Raw genomic sequence first — 17,563 nt, 5'->3', positions numbered from 1 at the left:
GAGTACATCAGTTACTACAATCATGATCGGATCAAATCAAAGCTCGGCGGACTGAGTCCTGTGGAATACAGGACTCAGTCAGTGGGCATGTGGCAGTAGACCGTCCAACATTTTGGGGTCAGTCCAGTTTTTATAGGCTGTTCATTGCAGCAAAGACCCGGCAAGCTCGGTCCAAGCCCAAGTCATGGAACGTGAGGGAGCAAGCGATGGTGCAGTTGTGTTCTATCGAGCAGGCGGTCGATGACGTCCTGGCGCGGTTGCCGGACCACATTCACATGGGGCTGCCCTTGGGGCTGGGTAAACCCAACCCCTTCGTCAATGCGCTCTACCGGCGTGTTGCGCAGCTGCCCGAGCGGCGCCTGACAATCTACACCGCGCTGTGCCTGGGCCGGCCACCCTTGGGTGACGGCTTGCAAAAGCGCTTCCTCGAACCCTTTGTAGAACGGGTGTTCGGCGATTATCCCGAGCTGGATTTCCTCGCCGACCTGCGTCGCGATCAACTGCCGGGCAACATCCACATCCAGCAGTTTTTCATGCAGCCCGGCAGCCTGCTCAACAGTGCCACGGCGCAGCAGGATTACGTCAGCAGCAACTACAGCCATGCAGCCCGGGACATCAATGCCGCCGGGTTGAACCTGGTCGCGCAGTTGGTCGCCAGCCATGCCGAGCATCCCGACCGCTTGAGCCTCAGCTGCAACCCGGACATCACCCTCGACCTGATGCCGATGATCGCCAGGCGCCGCGCCGCCGGAGAAACCATCCTGATGGTCGGCCAGGTGCACAACGATCTGCCGTACATGCCTGGCGATGCGGAGCTGGGCATCGGCACGTTCGACCTGCTGATCGACCAGAAGGACAACACCACGCTGTTCTCCACACCGAACATGCCGGTCGGGTTCCAGGACCATTTCATCGGCTTGCATGCCAGCACCCTGGTACGCGATGGCGGCACCTTGCAGATCGGCATCGGTTCCATGGGCGATGCGCTGACGGCGGCGCTGCTGGCGCGGCAAGCCGACAGCGACGCTTACAAGGCATTGCTGGCCGAGGTGAACCTCAGCCAGTGGGCGCAATTGATCGAGCGCGAAGGCGGCATCGAACCCTTCGCCAAAGGCCTGTATGGCTGCAGCGAAATGTTCGTCAACGGCTTGCTGGTACTGGCGGATGCCGGGATCGTGCGGCGCAAGGTTTACCCGGACGTGACGACCCAACAGCAGGCCAATGCCGGAACCCTCGACGAAGCCGCGCAAACCGACGGCATCTCGGTGCATGGCGGCTTTTTTCTCGGGCCGCGCAGTTTCTACGATCGCCTGCGCGAGCTGCCGCAAAGCAAGCGGCTCGAATTCAACATGACCCGTATCAGCTACATCAACGAGCTTTATGGCCAGGAAGAGCTCAAGCGCTTGCAGCGTCTTGATGCGCGGTTCATCAATACCGCGTTCACCGTGACCTTGCTCGGTGCCGCGGTGGCGGATCAACTCGAAGACGGTCGTGTGCTCAGCGGTGTCGGCGGGCAGTACAACTTCGTGGCTCAGGGCCATGCGCTGCAAGGCGCGCGCTCGGTGTTGCTGCTGCGCAGCTGGCGCGAGTCCGCAGGCGACGTCAGCTCGAACATCGTCTGGGAGTACGGGCACTGCACAATCCCCCGGCACCTGCGGGACATCGTGGTCACCGAATACGGCATTGCCGATCTTCGTGGCAAAACCGATGCGGCGGTGATCGAGGCGCTGCTCAATATCAGCGACTCGCGTTTTCAGCAGGGGCTGATCGAGCAGGCGCAGAAAGTCGGCAAACTGCCGAAGGATTTCCGTCTCGATCCGCGCTTTACCGAGAACAGTCCACAACGATTGCAGGCGATTCAGGCCCGGCATCCGAATTTGTTTCCGGAGTATCCGCTGGGCTGTGATTTCACCGAAGTGGAGCGGGATGTGTTGCGGGCGCTGAACTGGCTCAAGAGCAAGTTCAAGCTGAGCGAGGTGCTGGAGTTGGGCAAGGCAGCGCTGGATGCACCGGAGCCTGCGGCGTTTCCCGAGCATCTGCAACGCATGCAGTTGAGCAAGCCGGAAGGGCTGAAGGAGGATTTGTACCAGCGGTTGTTGCTCAGTGGCCTAAAGGCAACCGCACAAGCTCAGCAACGCAAGTGATCCCTGTGGGAGCGGGCTTGCCCGCGATGGCGATATATCAGCCAACGTTTATGTTGAATGATATGGCCTCATCGCGGGCAAGCCCGCTCCCACAGGTTCTATATTGCAGCTGATTTATTCGATGAAGGTCACGACACCGCCGGCCAGCGATTTCACGCGAGCCAGCGACTCTACGCGATACCCCTGCGAATCCAGCTCCGCACGGCCACCCTGGAACGACTTCTCGATCACGATGCCCAGACCGGCAACGGTAGCGCCGGCCTGCTTGATGATCGAAATCAGCGCCTGGGACGCCTTACCGTTGGCCAAAAAGTCGTCGATGATCAGCACGCGGTCGCTGCTGGTCAGGTGACGCGGGGAGATCGCCACGGTGCTTTCGGTCTGCTTGGTGAACGAGTAGACGGTCGCCGACAGCAGGTTCTCGGTCAGGGTCAGGGACTGATGCTTGCGGGCGAAAATCACCGGCACACCCAGGTTCAGACCGGTCATGATCGCAGGCGCGATGCCCGAGGCTTCGATGGTGACGATCTTGGTGATGCCCGAATCCTTGAACAGCGTGGCGAATTCGTCGCCGATCAGCTTCATCAGGGCCGGGTCGATCTGGTGGTTCAGGAAGGCGTCGACCTTCAGGACCTGGTCGGAAAGCACGATGCCTTGTTCGCGGATTTTCTGGTGCAGGGCTTCCATGAAGCTGTCCTCTGTTGGCGCCTTGTGCGCCCTAAGGTTTTAAAAAAGTGGTCAATTCTAGCGCTTTAACATCGCGCGTATATCTGCCAATGCTGTGTTGCCGCGAACCGCTTTGACTTCGGGCGGCGTGTCGTCGTTGCCTTCCCAGGCCAGATCGTCCGGTGGCAGCTCATCGAGGAAGCGGCTCGGCGCGCAATCGATGATTTCGCCGTACTGCTTGCGCTTGGCCGCGAAGGTGAAGGCCAGGGTCTGGCGGGCGCGGGTAATGCCCACATAGGCCAGGCGACGTTCTTCTTCGATGGTGTCGGCTTCGATACTGGAGCGGTGCGGGAGGATTTCCTCTTCCATGCCCATGATGAACACGTAGGGGAATTCCAGGCCCTTGGAGGCGTGCAAGGTCATCATCTGCACGCCTTCGGCGCCGTCTTCCTCTTCCTGCTGACGCTCAAGCATGTCACGCAGGACGAGTTTGCCGATGGCGTCCTCGACGGTCATCTCGCCTTCTTCGTCTTTCTCCAGGGTGTTTTTCAACGCCTCGATCAGGAACCAGACGTTGCCCATGCGGTAGTCGGCGGCCTTGTCGCTGGAACTGTTGGTGCGCAGCCAGTTTTCGTAGTCGATATCCATGACCATGCTGCGCAGGGCCGAGATCGGGTCTTCGCCGGCGCACTGCTCGCGAACCCTGTCCATGAAACGCTTGAAGCGCGACAGGCGATCGGTGAAGCGGCTGTCCAGATGCTCGCCCAGGCCGATTTCGTCGGTGGCGGCGTACATCGAGATCTTGCGCTCGGTTGCATAGTTGCCGAGTTTTTCCAGCGTGGTCGAGCCGATCTCACGGCGCGGCACGTTGATGACGCGCAGGAAGGCGTTGTCGTCGTCCGGGTTCACGATCAGGCGGAAGTAGGCCATCAGGTCTTTCACTTCCTGGCGCCCGAAGAAGCTGTTGCCGCCGGACAGGCGATACGGCACTTGGTGATGCTGCAACTTCAGCTCGATCAGCTTGGCCTGGTAGTTGCCGCGATAGAGGATCGCGAAATCGCTGTAGGGGCGGTCGGTGCGCAAGTGCAGGCTGAGGATTTCCATGGCCACGCGCTCGGCTTCTGCGTCTTCATTGCGGCAGCGGATCACGCGGATCTCGTCGCCGTGGCCCATTTCACTCCACAGCTGCTTTTCGAATTCGTGCGGGTTGTTCGAGATCAACACGTTGGCGCAGCGCAGGATGCGGCTGGTGGAGCGGTAGTTCTGCTCCAGCATCACCACTTTCAAGGACGGGTAGTCGTCCTTGAGCAGCATCAGGTTTTCCGGGCGGGCGCCGCGCCAGGCGTAGATCGACTGGTCATCGTCACCCACCACGGTGAACTGGTTGCGTTTGCCGATGAGCATTTTCACCAGCAGGTACTGGCTGGCGTTGGTGTCCTGGTATTCATCGACCAGCAGGTAACGCACCTTGTTCTGCCACTTTTCGAGGATGTCGGCGTGCTCTTCGAAGAGCTTCACTGGCAGCAGGATCAGGTCGTCGAAGTCCACCGCGTTGAACGCCTTGAGCGTGCGCTGATAGTGGGTGTAGACGATGGCGGCGGTCTGTTCCTTGGGGTTGCGCGCGTTTTCCAGGGCCTGGGCCGGCAGGATCAGGTCGTTTTTCCAGGCGCCGATCATGTTCTTGATCTCGTCGACACCGTCGTCGCCCGAATATTCCTTCTGCATGATGTCGGTCATCAGGGCCTTGACGTCGGTCTCGTCGAAGATCGAGAAGCCCGGTTTGTAGCCCAGCCGCACGTGCTCCTTGCGGATGATGTTCAGGCCCAGGTTGTGGAAGGTGCAGACCGTCAGCCCGCGACCTTCACCGGCACGCAGCAGGGTGCCGACCCGTTCCTTCATTTCGCGGGCGGCCTTGTTGGTGAAGGTCATGGCGACGATGTACTGGGCGCGGATGCCGCAGTTCTGGATCAGGTGCGCGATTTTGCGCGTGATCACGCTGGTCTTGCCGGAGCCTGCACCGGCGAGCACCAATAGAGGGCCGCCGACGTAGTTCACGGCTTCTTGCTGCCGGGGATTGAGTCGGGACATACGTAAATTCAGGATTCAGTCACGAAATGGGCCGGCATTTTAACAGGCTCAGCGAATTGTGCTGCTCTGTCCGACTTGTGACGTACCACGCTATCTGTAATTGCCGGTTTTGTTACTTTCACGCAGGATGCGCAACGAATTTGCGGCTAATGTTCGTAATTCCGGATACAAAGGGCTGGTTTTGCTCACTGATGTCATTGTCATTGGTCATCGGAACGGCATAATGCCCGTCGCCTACATCTTTGCAGAGTCTAGGGAGCTAGCTTGTCTACGCCTGTCGAACCCTTGCGTTTGCTGCTACTGGCCGAAGAGCCAGCGTGGGCAGCGTTGTTGCGCGAGTGTCTGGCTCCGATGGGGAGCTCGGTTGTGCTCATCAGCGCGCCGAGTTGGGAGTCGGTCAGCAGCCTGTTCGATGACAACCGCAGCGCGGTGTTATTGACCATCCCGCAACTTCAACCGGCGCCGGGCCGTTGCAGCCTGCCGACGGTGTTGCTGCTCGACCATGAGCCACTGACCCCGCCCGACGGCGTAAGTGACTGGCTGGTGCGTGACCATCTCGACCCCGGCATGCTGCGCCGTTGCCTGCGCCATGTGCGCGAGCGTGGCGTCCTGGAAAACACCCTGCAACGCCTGGCCGAACAGGATCCGTTGACTGGCATCGCCAACCGCCAGGGCTTCCAGACCCTGCTGACAGCCCGACTGGCGGAAAACGACGGTCGTGGCCTGGCCCTCGGTCATCTCGACCTCGACAATTTCCGTTACGCCAACGACGCCCTTGGCCATCAGGCCGGTGACCGTCTGATCCTGCAGGTGGTGGCGCGGCTCAAGAGCCAGCTCGAGGCCGGCGATCAACTGGCACGCCTGGGTAGTGATGAATTCGCGCTGCTGATCGACACCCGCCGTGCACCCCAGCGTGCCGAGTGGATGGCCGAGCGCATCAGCGAAGCGCTCGCCGAGCCTTATTGGGTCGATGGCGAAAGCCTGCTGATCGGTTCCAGCCTGGGCATCGCCCACGCCCGGGCCCAGGCCGGCGCGGACCCGCTGATGTGGCACGCGCATATCGCCATGCAGCAGGCCAAAAGCACCCAAGGCTGCACCTTTCACATTTTCAACGAGCGCATCAACCGCAATGCCCGCAGCATCGCCGACCTCGAAACCGAGCTGCGCCGGGCGTTGCGTCGCGACGAGTTGGAACTGCATTACCAGCCACGCCTGAACCTTGAGGACGGGCAGATCGTCGGCCTCGAAGCCTTGGTGCGCTGGCGCCATGCCGAGCGCGGCTTGTTGCCGCCGAGCGAGTTCGTGCCGCTGGCCGAGCAGAGCGGCCTGATCGTGCCGCTGGGCTACTGGGTGATCTCCCGGGCCTTGCGCGACATGCAGGCGCTGCTTGAGCTGGGTTTGCCGCCGTTGCACATGGCGATCAACCTGTCGTTCCGGCAGTTCCAGGACAGTCAGTTGCTGTCGACCCTGAGCCGCCTGATCGCCGAGCGCGGCGTCGAGGCGCAGTGGCTGGAGTTCGAGCTGACCGAAACCGCGGTCATGCGCCGCAGCGACCTGGTCAAGCAGACCATGGACGCCCTGGGGCGCCTCGGTGTGCGCTTCTCCCTCGATGACTTCGGTACCGGCTTCTCGTCGTTCGTGCACCTCAACAGCCTGCCGATCACCTTGCTGAAGATCGACAAGAGCTTCGTCGGCGGCATGGAACAGCGTGAGGAAAACCGCAAACTGGTCCACGCGATGATCAACCTCGCGCACAACCTCAACCTCGAGGTGGTCGCCGAAGGTGTGGAAACGCCGGAGCAACTGGATCTGCTGCGCGGGTTTGAATGCGATCAAGTGCAGGGATATTTGATCAGTAAGCCATTGCCGCTGGCCGAGTTGGTGGAGTATCTGACGTTTGGCTCCGGCGAGCAGCCGATGCTGGAAATCGTCAGCTAAGGCGCACAAGCCCCCTCGCCACAGAGCCCGCTCCCACAGGGGATCTCACTCTGCCTGAACTGCCTCGAATCGTTGTGACACCGGCTCGCGCCGAATCATCCCCTTCATCTTCCACTCAAACCCCAGGGTCAGGCTCACCGCCGCGCACGCCAGCCCCAGCGCCAGGCCCCACCACACGCCCGTCGGCCCCCAGTCCAGGTGGAAAGCCATCCACCACGCCGCCGGAGCGCCGATCAGCCAATAGCAGCCCAGGCCGACCAGGAAAGTGGTCTTGGCATCCTTGAGCCCGCGAATGCAGCCCATGGCAATGGTTTGCACGCCGTCGAACAGCTCGAACCATGCCGCCACCGCCAACAGGCTCACCGCCAGGTTGATGACATCCCGGAACGCCGGGTCGTTGTGATCGAGAAACAAACCGACCAACTGGTTCGGCAGCAGCCAGAAGACCATGGCGAAACACAGCATCGCCGCCGCTCCGAAGGCAATGCCAACCCGCCCGGCCAGGCGCGCATCCAGCAGTTGCCCGGCACCGTAGTGCTGGCCGATGCGCATGGTGATCGCGTAGGAGATACCCGCCGGAACCATGAACGCCACCGAGACGATTTGCAGGGCGATCTGGTGTGCGCCCAGCTGCGTGCTGCCCATGGTGCCCATGCACAGCGCGGCGAAGGCAAACAGCCCGACTTCCACCGCATAGGTGCCGCCAATCGGCAGGCCCAGGCGCCACAGCTCCTTCAGATACTGCCGGTTGAGCCGCGACAGGCCCTGACGCAGCGGATAGGCCTCATAGGCAGGATGCCGCCGAATGTGCCACGCCAGCGCAAGCGCCATGAGGTTGGCGACAATCGCAGTCACGAGCCCGATCCCCATCAGCCCCAGCTTCGGCAGGCCGAACATGCCGGTGATCAACGCATAGTTGAGCAAGAAATTGGCGACCGTGCCGCCCACACTGATGACCATCACCGGCGTCGCCCGGCCAATGGCGCTGGTGAATCCGCGCAGGGCCATGAAGCTCAGGTAGCCGGGCAGGGCGAACGGCAGGAAGATCAAGAACTGCCCGGCCATCTGGACGTTGCTCTCGGTCTGGCCGAACAGCAGCAGCACCGGTTTGAGGTTCCACAGCAGCAAACCGGCGACCAGCGCCATCAGCCATGCCAGCCACAACCCGGCCTGGGTCAACCGAGTAGCCCCGACGATATCGCCGGCACCCTGACGGATCGCCACCAGGGTACCGACCGCCGCGATCACGCCGATGCAGAAAATCGACACGAACGAATAGGTCGCCGCACCGAGCCCGCCACCGGCCAGCGCTTCGGGGCTCAGGCGCGCCATCATCAGGGTGTCGGTGAGGACCATCAGCATGTGCGCCAACTGCGAGGCAATCAGCGGCCCCGCCAGCCGCAGGATGGCCCAGAGTTCAGTACGTGCTGGATGCTGCATGGTCATCACGCTCGATTATCAAAGGAAACAGGAAAGCACCGATTCTCGGCGCTTTGCGGGGAATGCACAAAGGGATAAAAAGGATGGGTTGCATGATTAAAACTCATGCTTGGCAACTTTCTGATAGGGTTGCCGAATCCCGCTATAGGAGCTTTCCGAATGTCACGTCGTCTTCCTCCCTTGTATGCCCTGCGCGCATTCGAAGCGGCGGCGCGGCACAGCTCGTTCACCCGGGCGGCCGAAGAGTTGTCGATTACCCAGAGTGCGGTCAGCCGGCATATTCGTACGCTCGAAGAGCATTTTGCCTGCCGCTTGTTTCATCGCAGTGGCCGCAACCTGCAACTGACCGAATCGGCGCGCTTGCTGCTGCCGGGCATTCGCGAAGGCTTCACCGCCCTGGAGCGCGCCTGCAATACCTTGCGCGCCGAAGACGACATCCTGCGCATGAAAGCCCCGTCGACCCTGACCATGCGCTGGTTGCTGGCGCGCCTCAGTCGCTTCCGCCACTTGCAGCCCGGCAACGAAGTGCAATTGACCAGTGCGTGGATGGACGTCGACTCGGTGGATTTCAACGACGAGCCGTTCGACTGCGCCGTGCTCCTGGGTAACGGCCATTTCCCTCCGGACTGGGAGGCGAGCTACCTGTTCCCCGAGGAATTGATCCCGGTCGGTGCGCCCAACCTGCGGGATGACCAGCCCTGGGATGTCGAACGCCTGACCCATACCGAGTTGCTGCACCCGACGCCGGACCGGCGTGACTGGCGCAACTGGCTGGAGCGCATGGGTCTGGCCGAACAGGTGTCGCTCAAGGGCGGCCAGGTGTTCGATACCCTGGAGCTGGGCATGATTGCCGCTGCCCGGGGCTATGGCGTGTCCATGGGTGATCTGCTGATGGTCGCGGAGGACGTGGCCCAGGGACGCTTGAGCCTGCCGTGGCCGACCGCGGTGGCCAGCGGCTTGTGTTATTACCTGGTGTGGCCGAAAACCCGGCCCGGCGGCGAGCGCATGCGCCGGCTCAGCGACTTTCTGCAAAACGAAGTCCGATCCATGGAGTTGCCGGATGTCGTGCACTTGAGCTGAAACGATGAAGCCGCCGCAATGACGGCTTCAGGTTATCTCCCGGTGAACCACTCAAGTATTCCCGTTTGCCGCCGAATATTGGCAAATGGAACCTTCGTTCAGGTCCATCGTTTTCCCCCTACTACCGGAAATTTTGCCGAGTCTGCGTCGCGATCAGGATGATCCGCTCACTCGGCCAGGAGCTGTCATGTCTCAACCTCGCGCCCGCATCGCCTCTCAACTGGGACTCGCGCTCGCCGTGATACTGGCGATCGTCATCAGCGGCAGTACCCTGTTCGCTCTGCGTTCGCTGGACTCGGCCAACCTCGCGACCCGTGAGGAGCATCTGGCCAGCGAAGCCCGATTGCTGGCCGATCAGTTGAGCACCTTCCACGGCACCTTGCGTGAAAGCACTCAGCGCCTGAGCGGGTTGTTTGAAAAGCGTTTCAGCGCGGGCCTGAGCGTGCACCCGGATGAACCGGTCACCGTGGGCGGCGTGCAGACACCGGGTCTGCATCTGGGCAGTGAGGTGCTGAACAACAACTTCAACGAAGTCGACGAGTTCAAGCAAATGACCGCCGGTGTCGCCACGGTATTCGTGCGCAGTGGCGAGGACTTCATCCGGGTCAGCACCTCGCTGACCAAGCAGGACGGCAATCGCGCCATCGGCACGCTGCTCGATCATGCTCATCCGGCCTACGCGCGCCTGATGGCAGGGCAAAGCTACGTGGGCCGTGCGCTGTTGTTCGAACGTTCCTACATGACGCAGTACACGCCGGTGCGCGATAACAGCGGCAAAGTCATTGCGGTGCTGTTCGTGGGGTTCGATTACACCGAAGCGCAGAACGCGCAATTCGACAACCTCAAGCGCTTCCGCATCGGCCAGACCGGCTCCCTGGCACTGCTCGACGAGCAAAACAAATGGCTGGTGCCCATCGCCGGTGTCCAGGCACTGGATCAGGCCGTCCCGACCATCGCCAACCTGGCGAAAACCCCGGGCCAGGGTGAGTTCTGGAGCGATAGGGGCGAAGACTTCTACAGCCTGACCGTGCCGTTCGAAGGGGGACCGTGGTCGGTGGTGGCGAGCATGCCGAAAAGCGAAATTCGCGCGGTGACCTGGAGCGTCGGTCTGCAGTTGGCCATCGGCAGCTTGCTCGCCATGTTGCTGGCGGTGGGTTCGGCCGTCTGGTTGCTGCGCAGCAAACTGGCGCCCTTGGGTGATCTGGTACGTCAGGCCGAAGCTTTGGGTGCCGGCGATTTGAGTGTGCGCCTGAGCGTGTCGAGCAACGACGAGATCGGCCAGTTGGCCCGCGCGTTCAACCAGATGAGCCAGGCCTTGTCGACGATGGTTGAGCACATTCGCAAGGCTTCGGCAGAGGTCAACAGCCGTGCCCAGGCGTTGTCCGGTCTGTCTGGCGGCGCCTACGAGGGGATGGAGCAGCAGTCCGGCGAAATCACCAGCATGGCCGGCGCCGTGGAGGAGTTCAGCGCAACCTCCCTGAACATTGCCGACAACATGGGCAGCACCCAGCGCCTGGCTCAGGAAAATGCCGAGCAAACCCGAATCGGTCGTACCTCGATGGACGAAGCGTCCTCGTCGCTCGAGCAAATCGCCGGTGCGTTGAACAGCACCGCGACGGTGATCAATACCCTGGGTCAGCGCTCCCAGGAAATCGGTGGCATCGTCGGCGTGATCACCTCGATTGCCGAACAGACCAATCTGCTGGCGCTCAACGCCGCCATCGAAGCGGCGCGTGCTGGCGAGCAGGGCAGGGGATTTGCGGTGGTGGCCGATGAGGTTCGCAACCTGGCATCCCGTACCCGCGAGGCCACGAACGAAATTTCCGGCATGATCCAGAGCATCCAGCAGGAAACCGGCAACGCTATCAGCACCATGGAGCAGGGCAATGTGCTGATGCAGGAAGGGCTGTCGCGCAATGCCAACGTGGCTTCGGCGCTGGCGCGGATTGACGAGCAAAGTCGTTCGGCCGGTCAGCAGTTCGCGGCGATCACCACCGCAACGCAGGAGCAAAGCAGCACCGCGACCTTGCTCAGCAGCAATCTGCAAAGTATTGCGCTGGCCAACAGTGAGCAGCGGGAGGTGGTTTCCAATCTCGCGGTGACTGCGAAAGAGTTGGAATCATTGGCGGCGGACTTGCGTTCAGAGGTTGATCGCTTTCGTTGATGTGCCGCTGAAATCGCCATCGCGGGCAAGCCACGCTCCCACAGGATTTTTGAACGACGCAGAACCTGTGGGAGCAACTGTCTTCAGCACTTATTGAGTCGCAGGCCGATACTGCAACGCCTCCGCCAGATGCTCCCGGCTGATCGCATCAACCTGTTCCAGATCCGCCAGCGTTCGCGCCACCTTGAGCAAACGGTGCGCCGAACGCAGTGAAAGGGTCAATCGTTCACAGGCGGATTCAAGCCAGTGCTCATCGACTGTGGATAACTTGCAGTGCCGACGCAGCCCCGGCAAATCCAGAAACGCATTGGCACAGCCCTGACGTTTCTGCTGGCGTTCACGTGCCTCGGCAACCCGCTTCGCAGCGCTCGCACTGTCCTCTCCTGGCTTCGTCGCCGGATTCAACGCCGTGGCTTCCCGGGCGACGGTCAGATGCAGGTCGATGCGATCAAGCAGCGGCCCCGAGAGTTTGTTGCGATAACGCTGCACCATGTCCGGCGTGCAGGAACAGCGTCCGCTCGGCTCGCCAAGATATCCACAGGGGCACGGATTCATTGCCGCCACCAATTGAAAACGCGCCGGAAAACGCACGCGATCCTTTGCTCGGGAGATCACGATATGCCCCGATTCCATTGGCTCCCTCAGGACTTCCAAGACTCTGCGTTCAAACTCGGGAAGCTCGTCAAGAAACAACACGCCGTGGTGGGCGAGGGTAATTTCACCCGGTTGCGGTTTCGAGCCGCCACCCACCAAAGCGGGGCCGGAGGCAGAGTGATGGGGCTGGCGAAAAGGGCGTTGTGGCCAGTGGCGCAAAGGTACACAGCTGGTGACCGATTGAATCGCCGCCACTTCCAGCGCCTCGCTTTCGCTCAGCGGCGGCAGCAATCCGGGCAAACGACTCGCCAACAAGGTTTTTCCGGTCCCTGGAGGTCCACTCAACAGCAGGTTGTGAGCGCCTGCTGCCGCAATCAGCAACGCACGCTTGGCCGCAAGCTGCCCCTGCACTTCATTCAGATCGGGATAGGGTTTGCTGGCGCAGATCAGTCCATCGGACGCATAAGGCTCGATCGGTGTATGCCCATTGAAGTGCGCGACGGCCTCCAGCAAATGGTCGACAGCAATCACTTTCAGTCCCGACGCCAGGCACGCTTCTTCCGCATTCGCCCGCGGCACCATCAGCCAGCGCCCGGCCTTGCGTGCCGCCAATGCTGCCGGCAACACCCCTCGAACCGCCCGCACCGCACCTGACAGCGCCAGCTCCCCCAGGCACTCCACATCATCCAGTGTCAGGGTCGGCACCTGCACGCTGGCCGAGAGAATCCCCAGGGCAATCGCCAGATCGAACCGCCCGCCATCCTTGGGCAAATCCGCTGGTGCCAGATTCAAGGTGATCCGTCGTGCCGGAAACTGCAGCCCGGAATTGATGATCGCACTGCGCACCCGATCCTTGCTTTCCTTTACAGCCGCCTCGGGCAACCCAACCATGGTTAGCGACGGCAAACCATTGGCCAGATGGACTTCAACGGTAACGGGAGGCGCCTCCACGCCGACCTGGGCGCGGCTGTGGACGATGGAGAGGGACATGGTCGTTCCTTGAGCTAAACGGGGGCCGCTTCCTGCGGGTTTTTCAAGGGTAGTCAGGGGATGGGGATTTTGCGTGGCGGGAGGGAAGGTGAACTATCGCAGGATGTTGCGAGCTATCGCCGGACGGGCGGGCAGAAAAAAACCGCCATTCAGGCGGTTCTTCGGTAGACAGTTTCAGGCTCTTTTACCGGCAAGCAAGCCCGGAGGCTCAAGGTCTTTGCCGTGAGACGCAGCGACATCAAGAAATCGTTGTTGATTGGCTGAAATCTTGCCGCCTAGCCGAAGTGCTTCAGCATGATATTGAATGATGAGTAAAAGCTTGGCTTTTCGCTTTCTGTGAATCATGGACACCTCCTGTGCCTGGGAGTGAGATCGATACGATTTCTGGCTGTGTCTGCAATCGACCTACGAATTGCGCGCAGCCTGGATTGAGCGTGGTTGAACGTTAAATGCTCAAAGCGACTGCAAGACCCGTGAAGCCCGCTTCCACCACGGTTCTACCGGGCGTGTTGCCTGCGCCCGCTCTCTCATCATCTGCGGCACATCCTGCAGCCGAATCCACGGCTGGTTGTTCCAGTGCAGCAGGCTCAACGACATTTCCGGCCAATTGAGCAGGCTTAGTTGCGGGCGCTCGATTGTGGTGGGGTATTGGGCGTCTCGCAGGGCGGGGACGACTTCGTGGGTGAGCCATTCGCGCAGGGCTCTGTATTCGGGGCAGTAGTGGTAGACGAGCATGGCATAGGCGCCGGATTCGCTGATCAGCAGGGTGTTTTCGATGCTGCCGTGGATGAGCATTTTTACGGTTTGGCGTTGGTCGGGGTCGAGTTTTCGGACGGCGCGTTCGTCGAGGTAGAGGCGCAGGAGGCGGCCGAGGTCGCGGGCACTGAACCAGGGTTGGTTTTGCAGGAGAAGTGCATGGAGGTGGAGTTTGTGGCGGATGAAGACGTGAGGGACCAGGTAAGCATCATCGCTATTCATTGATACAGCTCCTTTTGCTTAAGGGCTGCCAGTAATTGTCGCCAAACAATTGGGTGGCAGTTGTACGCGGGTTGGCGAACCGGAGCAAAAGGAACCCGGCAGACCCGAAGATCTCCCACGCACAACCGCCATGACTCGATGTGGCGGAGTAAATACCGCCTTCGGATAGTAGTCGTACGCCTTAAGCTTCCGGGTCGCCAAACCCAGTGCTGAACATTCAGCAGGGGGATGAGCTTAGAGACCGGATACTTAGCGACGCAATCGGACGGCGGTGTGATGTTTGTAGGACGTTGCCGGGATTTTTGCGGGGCTTGAGATCAGAAGATCGCCTGCGGCAGCTCCTACGGGAAAAGCTGAAGGTCGTGTCGACCTTCAATCGCGGGCAAGCCCGCTCCCACAGGGATTGGGGGTTACTCGGCGGGTGGATTCAGCTTCGCTTCCAGCTCCGCCACCTTCGCCTCAAGGCTCTCCAGCCTTGCCCGCGTGCGCGCCAACACAACCATCTGGCTATCGAACTCTTCCCGACTCACCAGATCCAGTTTGCTGAAGCCGCTTTGCAGCAACATTTTGAACTGGCTTTCGATTTCGGCTTTCGGCAGAGGAGTGTCGCCACTGAAGAGGCGGGAGGCGGTGCCGGTCAGGGCGTCGAGGAAGTCTTTTGGCGCGAGCATGGGCAATGTCCTGGAAACAATGGCGGGCAGTGTACCACGCAGTGTCTATAGTCATTTTCGCAGGCGGGAGGTGCACGCTTTTCGCGCATGGAGACGGACGGTGTCGCACCGTTGTTGTGCGTAACGTGCAGGGTGTTGTTGCGATGTCTCCACCATCATCCGGTAAACACTTGAAAACAGTCAGTTTTGTGGACATGGCAAGCTTTCTGCTTAGATGCAGGTGACCCATGCACTGATGCAGTCGCTGTGACGAATGCAGTGCGCCAGGCGGAACGCGGGGAGTGTTTCGCAGGAGCGGTTAGCTGGCGTCGGACGGGCAGGTAAGGCCGACGATGCGTTACAAAGCCAGGCACTGCGCTTAGACTTGAGACGGGTTTGTTTTCCTGGGGCAAGTCCACCAATTCGGGAGAGAGTTTTCATGAAGCTAGTCACTGCCATCATCAAGCCGTTCAAGCTGGACGACGTACGCGAGTCGCTGTCCGAGATCGGCGTGCAGGGCATTACCGTCACTGAAGTCAAAGGCTTTGGTCGGCAGAAGGGTCACACCGAGCTGTATCGCGGCGCGGAGTACGTGGTCGATTTCCTGCCCAAGGTGAAGATCGACGTCGCCATCGACGACAAGGATCTGGACCGGGTAATCGAGGCCATCACCAAGGCTGCCAACACCGGCAAGATCGGTGACGGCAAGATCTTCGTGGTCAATCTGGAACAGGCGATTCGCATCCGTACCGGCGAAACCGATACCGACGCAATCTAAGCCGCCACAAACCCAACGCCCCAGGAGAAAACAATATGACTCTGCGTAAATTCGCAGGGCTAGGAGCCCTGTTGTCTATCGTAATGCCCAGCCTTGCTTTGGCGGCAGACGAAGTGGCGGCTCCAGTCCTCAACTCCGGCGACACCGCCTGGATGTTGACCTCGACAGCCTTGGTGCTGTTCATGACCATTCCCGGCCTCGCGCTGTTCTACGGCGGCATGGTTCGGTCGAAAAACATTCTTTCCGTGATGATGCAGTGCTTCGCCATTACCGGTCTGATCAGCGTCCTGTGGGTCATCTATGGCTACAGCATCGCGTTCGACACCACGGGCATGGAGCAGGGCGTCGTCAACTTCAACTCGTTCTTCGGCGGCATGGGCAAGGCGTTCCTCGCCGGCATCACGCCAGCCAGCCTGACCGGTCCTGCGGCGCTGTTCCCTGAGGCAGTGTTCGTCACCTTCCAGATGACCTTCGCCATCATTACCCCGGCGTTGATCGTCGGCGCCTTCGCCGAGCGGATGAAGTTCTCCGCGATGCTGGTCTTCATGGGCATCTGGTTCACCCTGGTTTATGCACCGATTGCACACATGGTCTGGTCGGGTAACGGCGGCCTGATGTGGGATTGGGGCGTGCTCGATTTCGCTGGCGGCACCGTGGTGCACATCAACGCCGGTGTGGCCGGTCTGGTTGCCTGCCTGGTACTGGGCAAGCGCAAAGGCTTTCCGACCACGCCGATGGCCCCGCATAACCTTGGTTATACCCTGATGGGCGCGGCCATGCTGTGGGTCGGCTGGTTCGGCTTCAACGCCGGTTCCGCCGCTGCGGCCAACGGCACCGCCGGCATGGCGATGCTGGTAACGCAAATCGCTACCGCCGCTGCGGCACTGGGCTGGATGTTTGCCGAGTGGGTCACCCACGGCAAACCAAGCGCACTGGGCATCGCATCGGGTGTGGTTGCAGGTCTGGTCGCCATCACTCCGGCGGCCGGCACCGTAGGCCCGATGGGCGCTCTGGTGATCGGTCTGGCGGCTGGCGTGGTGTGCTTCTTCTGCGCCACCACCCTGAAACGCAAGCTCGGCTATGACGACTCCCTGGATGCCTTCGGCGTGCACGGTATCGGCGGTATCCTCGGCGCGATCCTGACCGGTGTGTTCGCCGCGCCGTCCCTGGGTGGCTTCGGCACCGTGACCGACATCGGCGCACAGGTATGGATTCAGTGCAAAGGCGTCGGCTTCACGGTGATCTACACCGCGATCGCTACGTACATCATCCTCAAGGTGCTGGATATGGTCATGGGGCTGCGCATCAACGAAGAAGAAGAAGCGGTCGGCATCGATCTGGCGCTTCACAACGAACGCGGCTACAACTTGTAAGCACGCGCATAAAAAACTGCCCGGCTTGCCGGGCATTTTTTTGTCTGAAATTTGTCATTGAAGGCTGAGCTGAAAGGTTTTTTCCTACAGGTTTTACGATGTTTACGTCGGGTGTTTTTGTGCCGTCGAAGGCTTACAGGATTGAAGGAATATTAGGGCCTTTGTTTTTTCCCAGAGCGCGCTAGAATGCGCCCCGAACGTGCGGAGAACTGTATGTGGCAACAGACTCTGATTACCTTGCGGGCGAGGCCCCGGGGCTTTCATCTGGTAACGGACGAGTTACTCGCCGGCCTGCCTGAACTCAAGGCGTGTCGGGTCGGTCTGTTGCATTTGTGGCTGCAGCATACCTCGGCGTCGTTGACCATCAACGAGAACGCCGATCCGGCGGTACGTCGCGACTTCGAACGGTTTTTCAATCGTCTGATCCCACAAGGAACAGACGGCTATGAGCATAACGACGAAGGCCTGGACGACCTCCCGGCGCACTTCAAGGCCAGCGTGCTTGGCTGTCAGCTCAGTTTGCCGATTGCGGCAGGCCGGCTGGCGTTGGGGACCTGGCAAGGCGTTTATCTGGGCGAGCACCGTGATCATGGCGGTGCCCGTAAAGTCCTCGCCACCGTGCACGGTGAAGAGGCATAGCCGCTGGTCAGCAGCGGCTGTTGATTTTTTTCCGGCAGCCT

At 60.7% G+C, this 17,563-nt stretch carries 15 protein-coding genes and 1 pseudogene; 9 read left to right on the top strand and 7 right to left on the bottom strand.

Features of this window, described 5'->3' with window-relative positions; genetic code table 11:
* Together EI969_RS30165 and EI969_RS30160 are read left to right on the top strand one after the other, a co-directional pair.
* Positions 1 to 99: IS3 family transposase (locus tag EI969_RS30165; protein WP_151214274.1), on the top strand; the 99-nt coding region annotated here is incomplete at its 5' end.
* 107 nt (positions 100 to 206) lie between these two features.
* Positions 207 to 2,144 carry an acetyl-CoA hydrolase/transferase family protein gene (locus EI969_RS30160; RefSeq protein ID WP_160390893.1) on the top strand — a complete coding sequence of 646 codons (1,938 nt, stop codon included), beginning with the start codon at positions 207 to 209 and terminating at the stop codon, positions 2,142 to 2,144.
* Positions 2,145 to 2,258: 114 nt separating this feature from the next.
* Here the strand turns inward: EI969_RS30160 and EI969_RS30155 are convergent, their stop codons facing one another.
* Positions 2,259 to 2,831 (bottom strand): xanthine phosphoribosyltransferase, encoded by a 573-nt coding sequence (locus tag EI969_RS30155; RefSeq protein ID WP_008022089.1) that lies wholly within the window; start codon positions 2,829 to 2,831, stop codon positions 2,259 to 2,261.
* A gap of 57 nt (positions 2,832 to 2,888) precedes the next feature.
* On the bottom strand, positions 2,889 to 4,898 hold the full coding sequence (gene rep / locus EI969_RS30150; protein ID WP_160390892.1) for a DNA helicase Rep: 2,010 nt from the start codon (positions 4,896 to 4,898) through the stop codon (positions 2,889 to 2,891).
* 264 nt (positions 4,899 to 5,162) lie between these two features.
* Between rep and EI969_RS30145 the strand changes: the two genes are divergently transcribed.
* On the top strand, positions 5,163 to 6,836 hold the full coding sequence (locus EI969_RS30145) for a bifunctional diguanylate cyclase/phosphodiesterase (RefSeq protein ID WP_160390891.1): 1,674 nt from the start codon (positions 5,163 to 5,165) through the stop codon (positions 6,834 to 6,836).
* 45 nt (positions 6,837 to 6,881) lie between these two features.
* Here the strand turns inward: EI969_RS30145 and EI969_RS30140 are convergent, their stop codons facing one another.
* A complete protein-coding gene (locus EI969_RS30140) occupies positions 6,882 to 8,276 on the bottom strand; it encodes a NorM family multidrug efflux MATE transporter (RefSeq protein WP_160390890.1) in 1,395 nt (464 codons plus the stop codon).
* Positions 8,277 to 8,435: 159 nt separating this feature from the next.
* Here EI969_RS30140 and EI969_RS30135 point away from each other — a divergent pair, with 159 nt between their 5' ends.
* From EI969_RS30135 to EI969_RS31155, 3 genes and pseudogenes are all read left to right on the top strand, one after another.
* Positions 8,436 to 9,356, top strand: a complete 921-nt coding sequence (locus EI969_RS30135; RefSeq protein ID WP_160390889.1) for a LysR substrate-binding domain-containing protein — start codon at positions 8,436 to 8,438, stop codon at positions 9,354 to 9,356.
* An 85-nt stretch (positions 9,357 to 9,441) separates the two neighbouring features.
* Positions 9,442 to 10,617, top strand: a pseudogene (locus EI969_RS31160) (Cache 3/Cache 2 fusion domain-containing protein); the annotation flags it as partial.
* 42 nt (positions 10,618 to 10,659) lie between these two features.
* Positions 10,660 to 11,520: a methyl-accepting chemotaxis protein gene (locus EI969_RS31155; RefSeq protein ID WP_371926051.1), complete on the top strand. Its 861-nt coding sequence runs from the start codon at positions 10,660 to 10,662 to the stop codon at positions 11,518 to 11,520.
* Between the two features lie 90 nt (positions 11,521 to 11,610).
* On the opposite strand, the gene EI969_RS30125 is transcribed toward EI969_RS31155, so the two are convergent.
* From EI969_RS30125 to EI969_RS30115, 4 genes are all read right to left on the bottom strand, one after another.
* Entirely contained in the window at positions 11,611 to 13,104 is a 1,494-nt protein-coding gene (locus tag EI969_RS30125) for a YifB family Mg chelatase-like AAA ATPase (protein WP_160390887.1), read from the bottom strand.
* A 174-nt stretch (positions 13,105 to 13,278) separates the two neighbouring features.
* Positions 13,279 to 13,449 (bottom strand): hypothetical protein, encoded by a 171-nt coding sequence (locus tag EI969_RS30340; RefSeq protein WP_178120892.1) that lies wholly within the window; start codon positions 13,447 to 13,449, stop codon positions 13,279 to 13,281.
* A 108-nt stretch (positions 13,450 to 13,557) separates the two neighbouring features.
* Entirely contained in the window at positions 13,558 to 14,082 is a 525-nt protein-coding gene (locus EI969_RS30120) for a Bro-N domain-containing protein (RefSeq protein ID WP_160390886.1), read from the bottom strand.
* Between the two features lie 410 nt (positions 14,083 to 14,492).
* Positions 14,493 to 14,753, bottom strand: coding sequence for an accessory factor UbiK family protein (locus EI969_RS30115; protein ID WP_008015521.1), 261 nt, complete (start codon positions 14,751 to 14,753; stop codon positions 14,493 to 14,495).
* 418 nt (positions 14,754 to 15,171) lie between these two features.
* Here EI969_RS30115 and glnK point away from each other — a divergent pair, with 418 nt between their 5' ends.
* The 3 genes from glnK (at position 15,172) to EI969_RS30100 (ending at position 17,522) form a co-directional block, all read left to right on the top strand.
* Positions 15,172 to 15,510 (top strand): P-II family nitrogen regulator, encoded by a 339-nt coding sequence (glnK, locus tag EI969_RS30110; protein WP_002555808.1) that lies wholly within the window; start codon positions 15,172 to 15,174, stop codon positions 15,508 to 15,510.
* Positions 15,511 to 15,545: 35 nt separating this feature from the next.
* A complete protein-coding gene (locus tag EI969_RS30105) occupies positions 15,546 to 16,883 on the top strand; it encodes an ammonium transporter (RefSeq protein ID WP_160390885.1) in 1,338 nt (445 codons plus the stop codon).
* A gap of 213 nt (positions 16,884 to 17,096) precedes the next feature.
* Positions 17,097 to 17,522 (top strand): secondary thiamine-phosphate synthase enzyme YjbQ, encoded by a 426-nt coding sequence (locus EI969_RS30100; protein ID WP_150724915.1) that lies wholly within the window; start codon positions 17,097 to 17,099, stop codon positions 17,520 to 17,522.
* Positions 17,523 to 17,563 lie beyond the last annotated feature (41 nt).

Origin of the sequence: Pseudomonas sp. PB101 (genome assembly GCF_009764265.1) — a bacterium.
Taxonomy (GTDB): Bacteria; Pseudomonadota; Gammaproteobacteria; order Pseudomonadales; family Pseudomonadaceae; genus Aquipseudomonas.
This window is presented reverse-complemented; position numbering and strand designations above follow the sequence as displayed.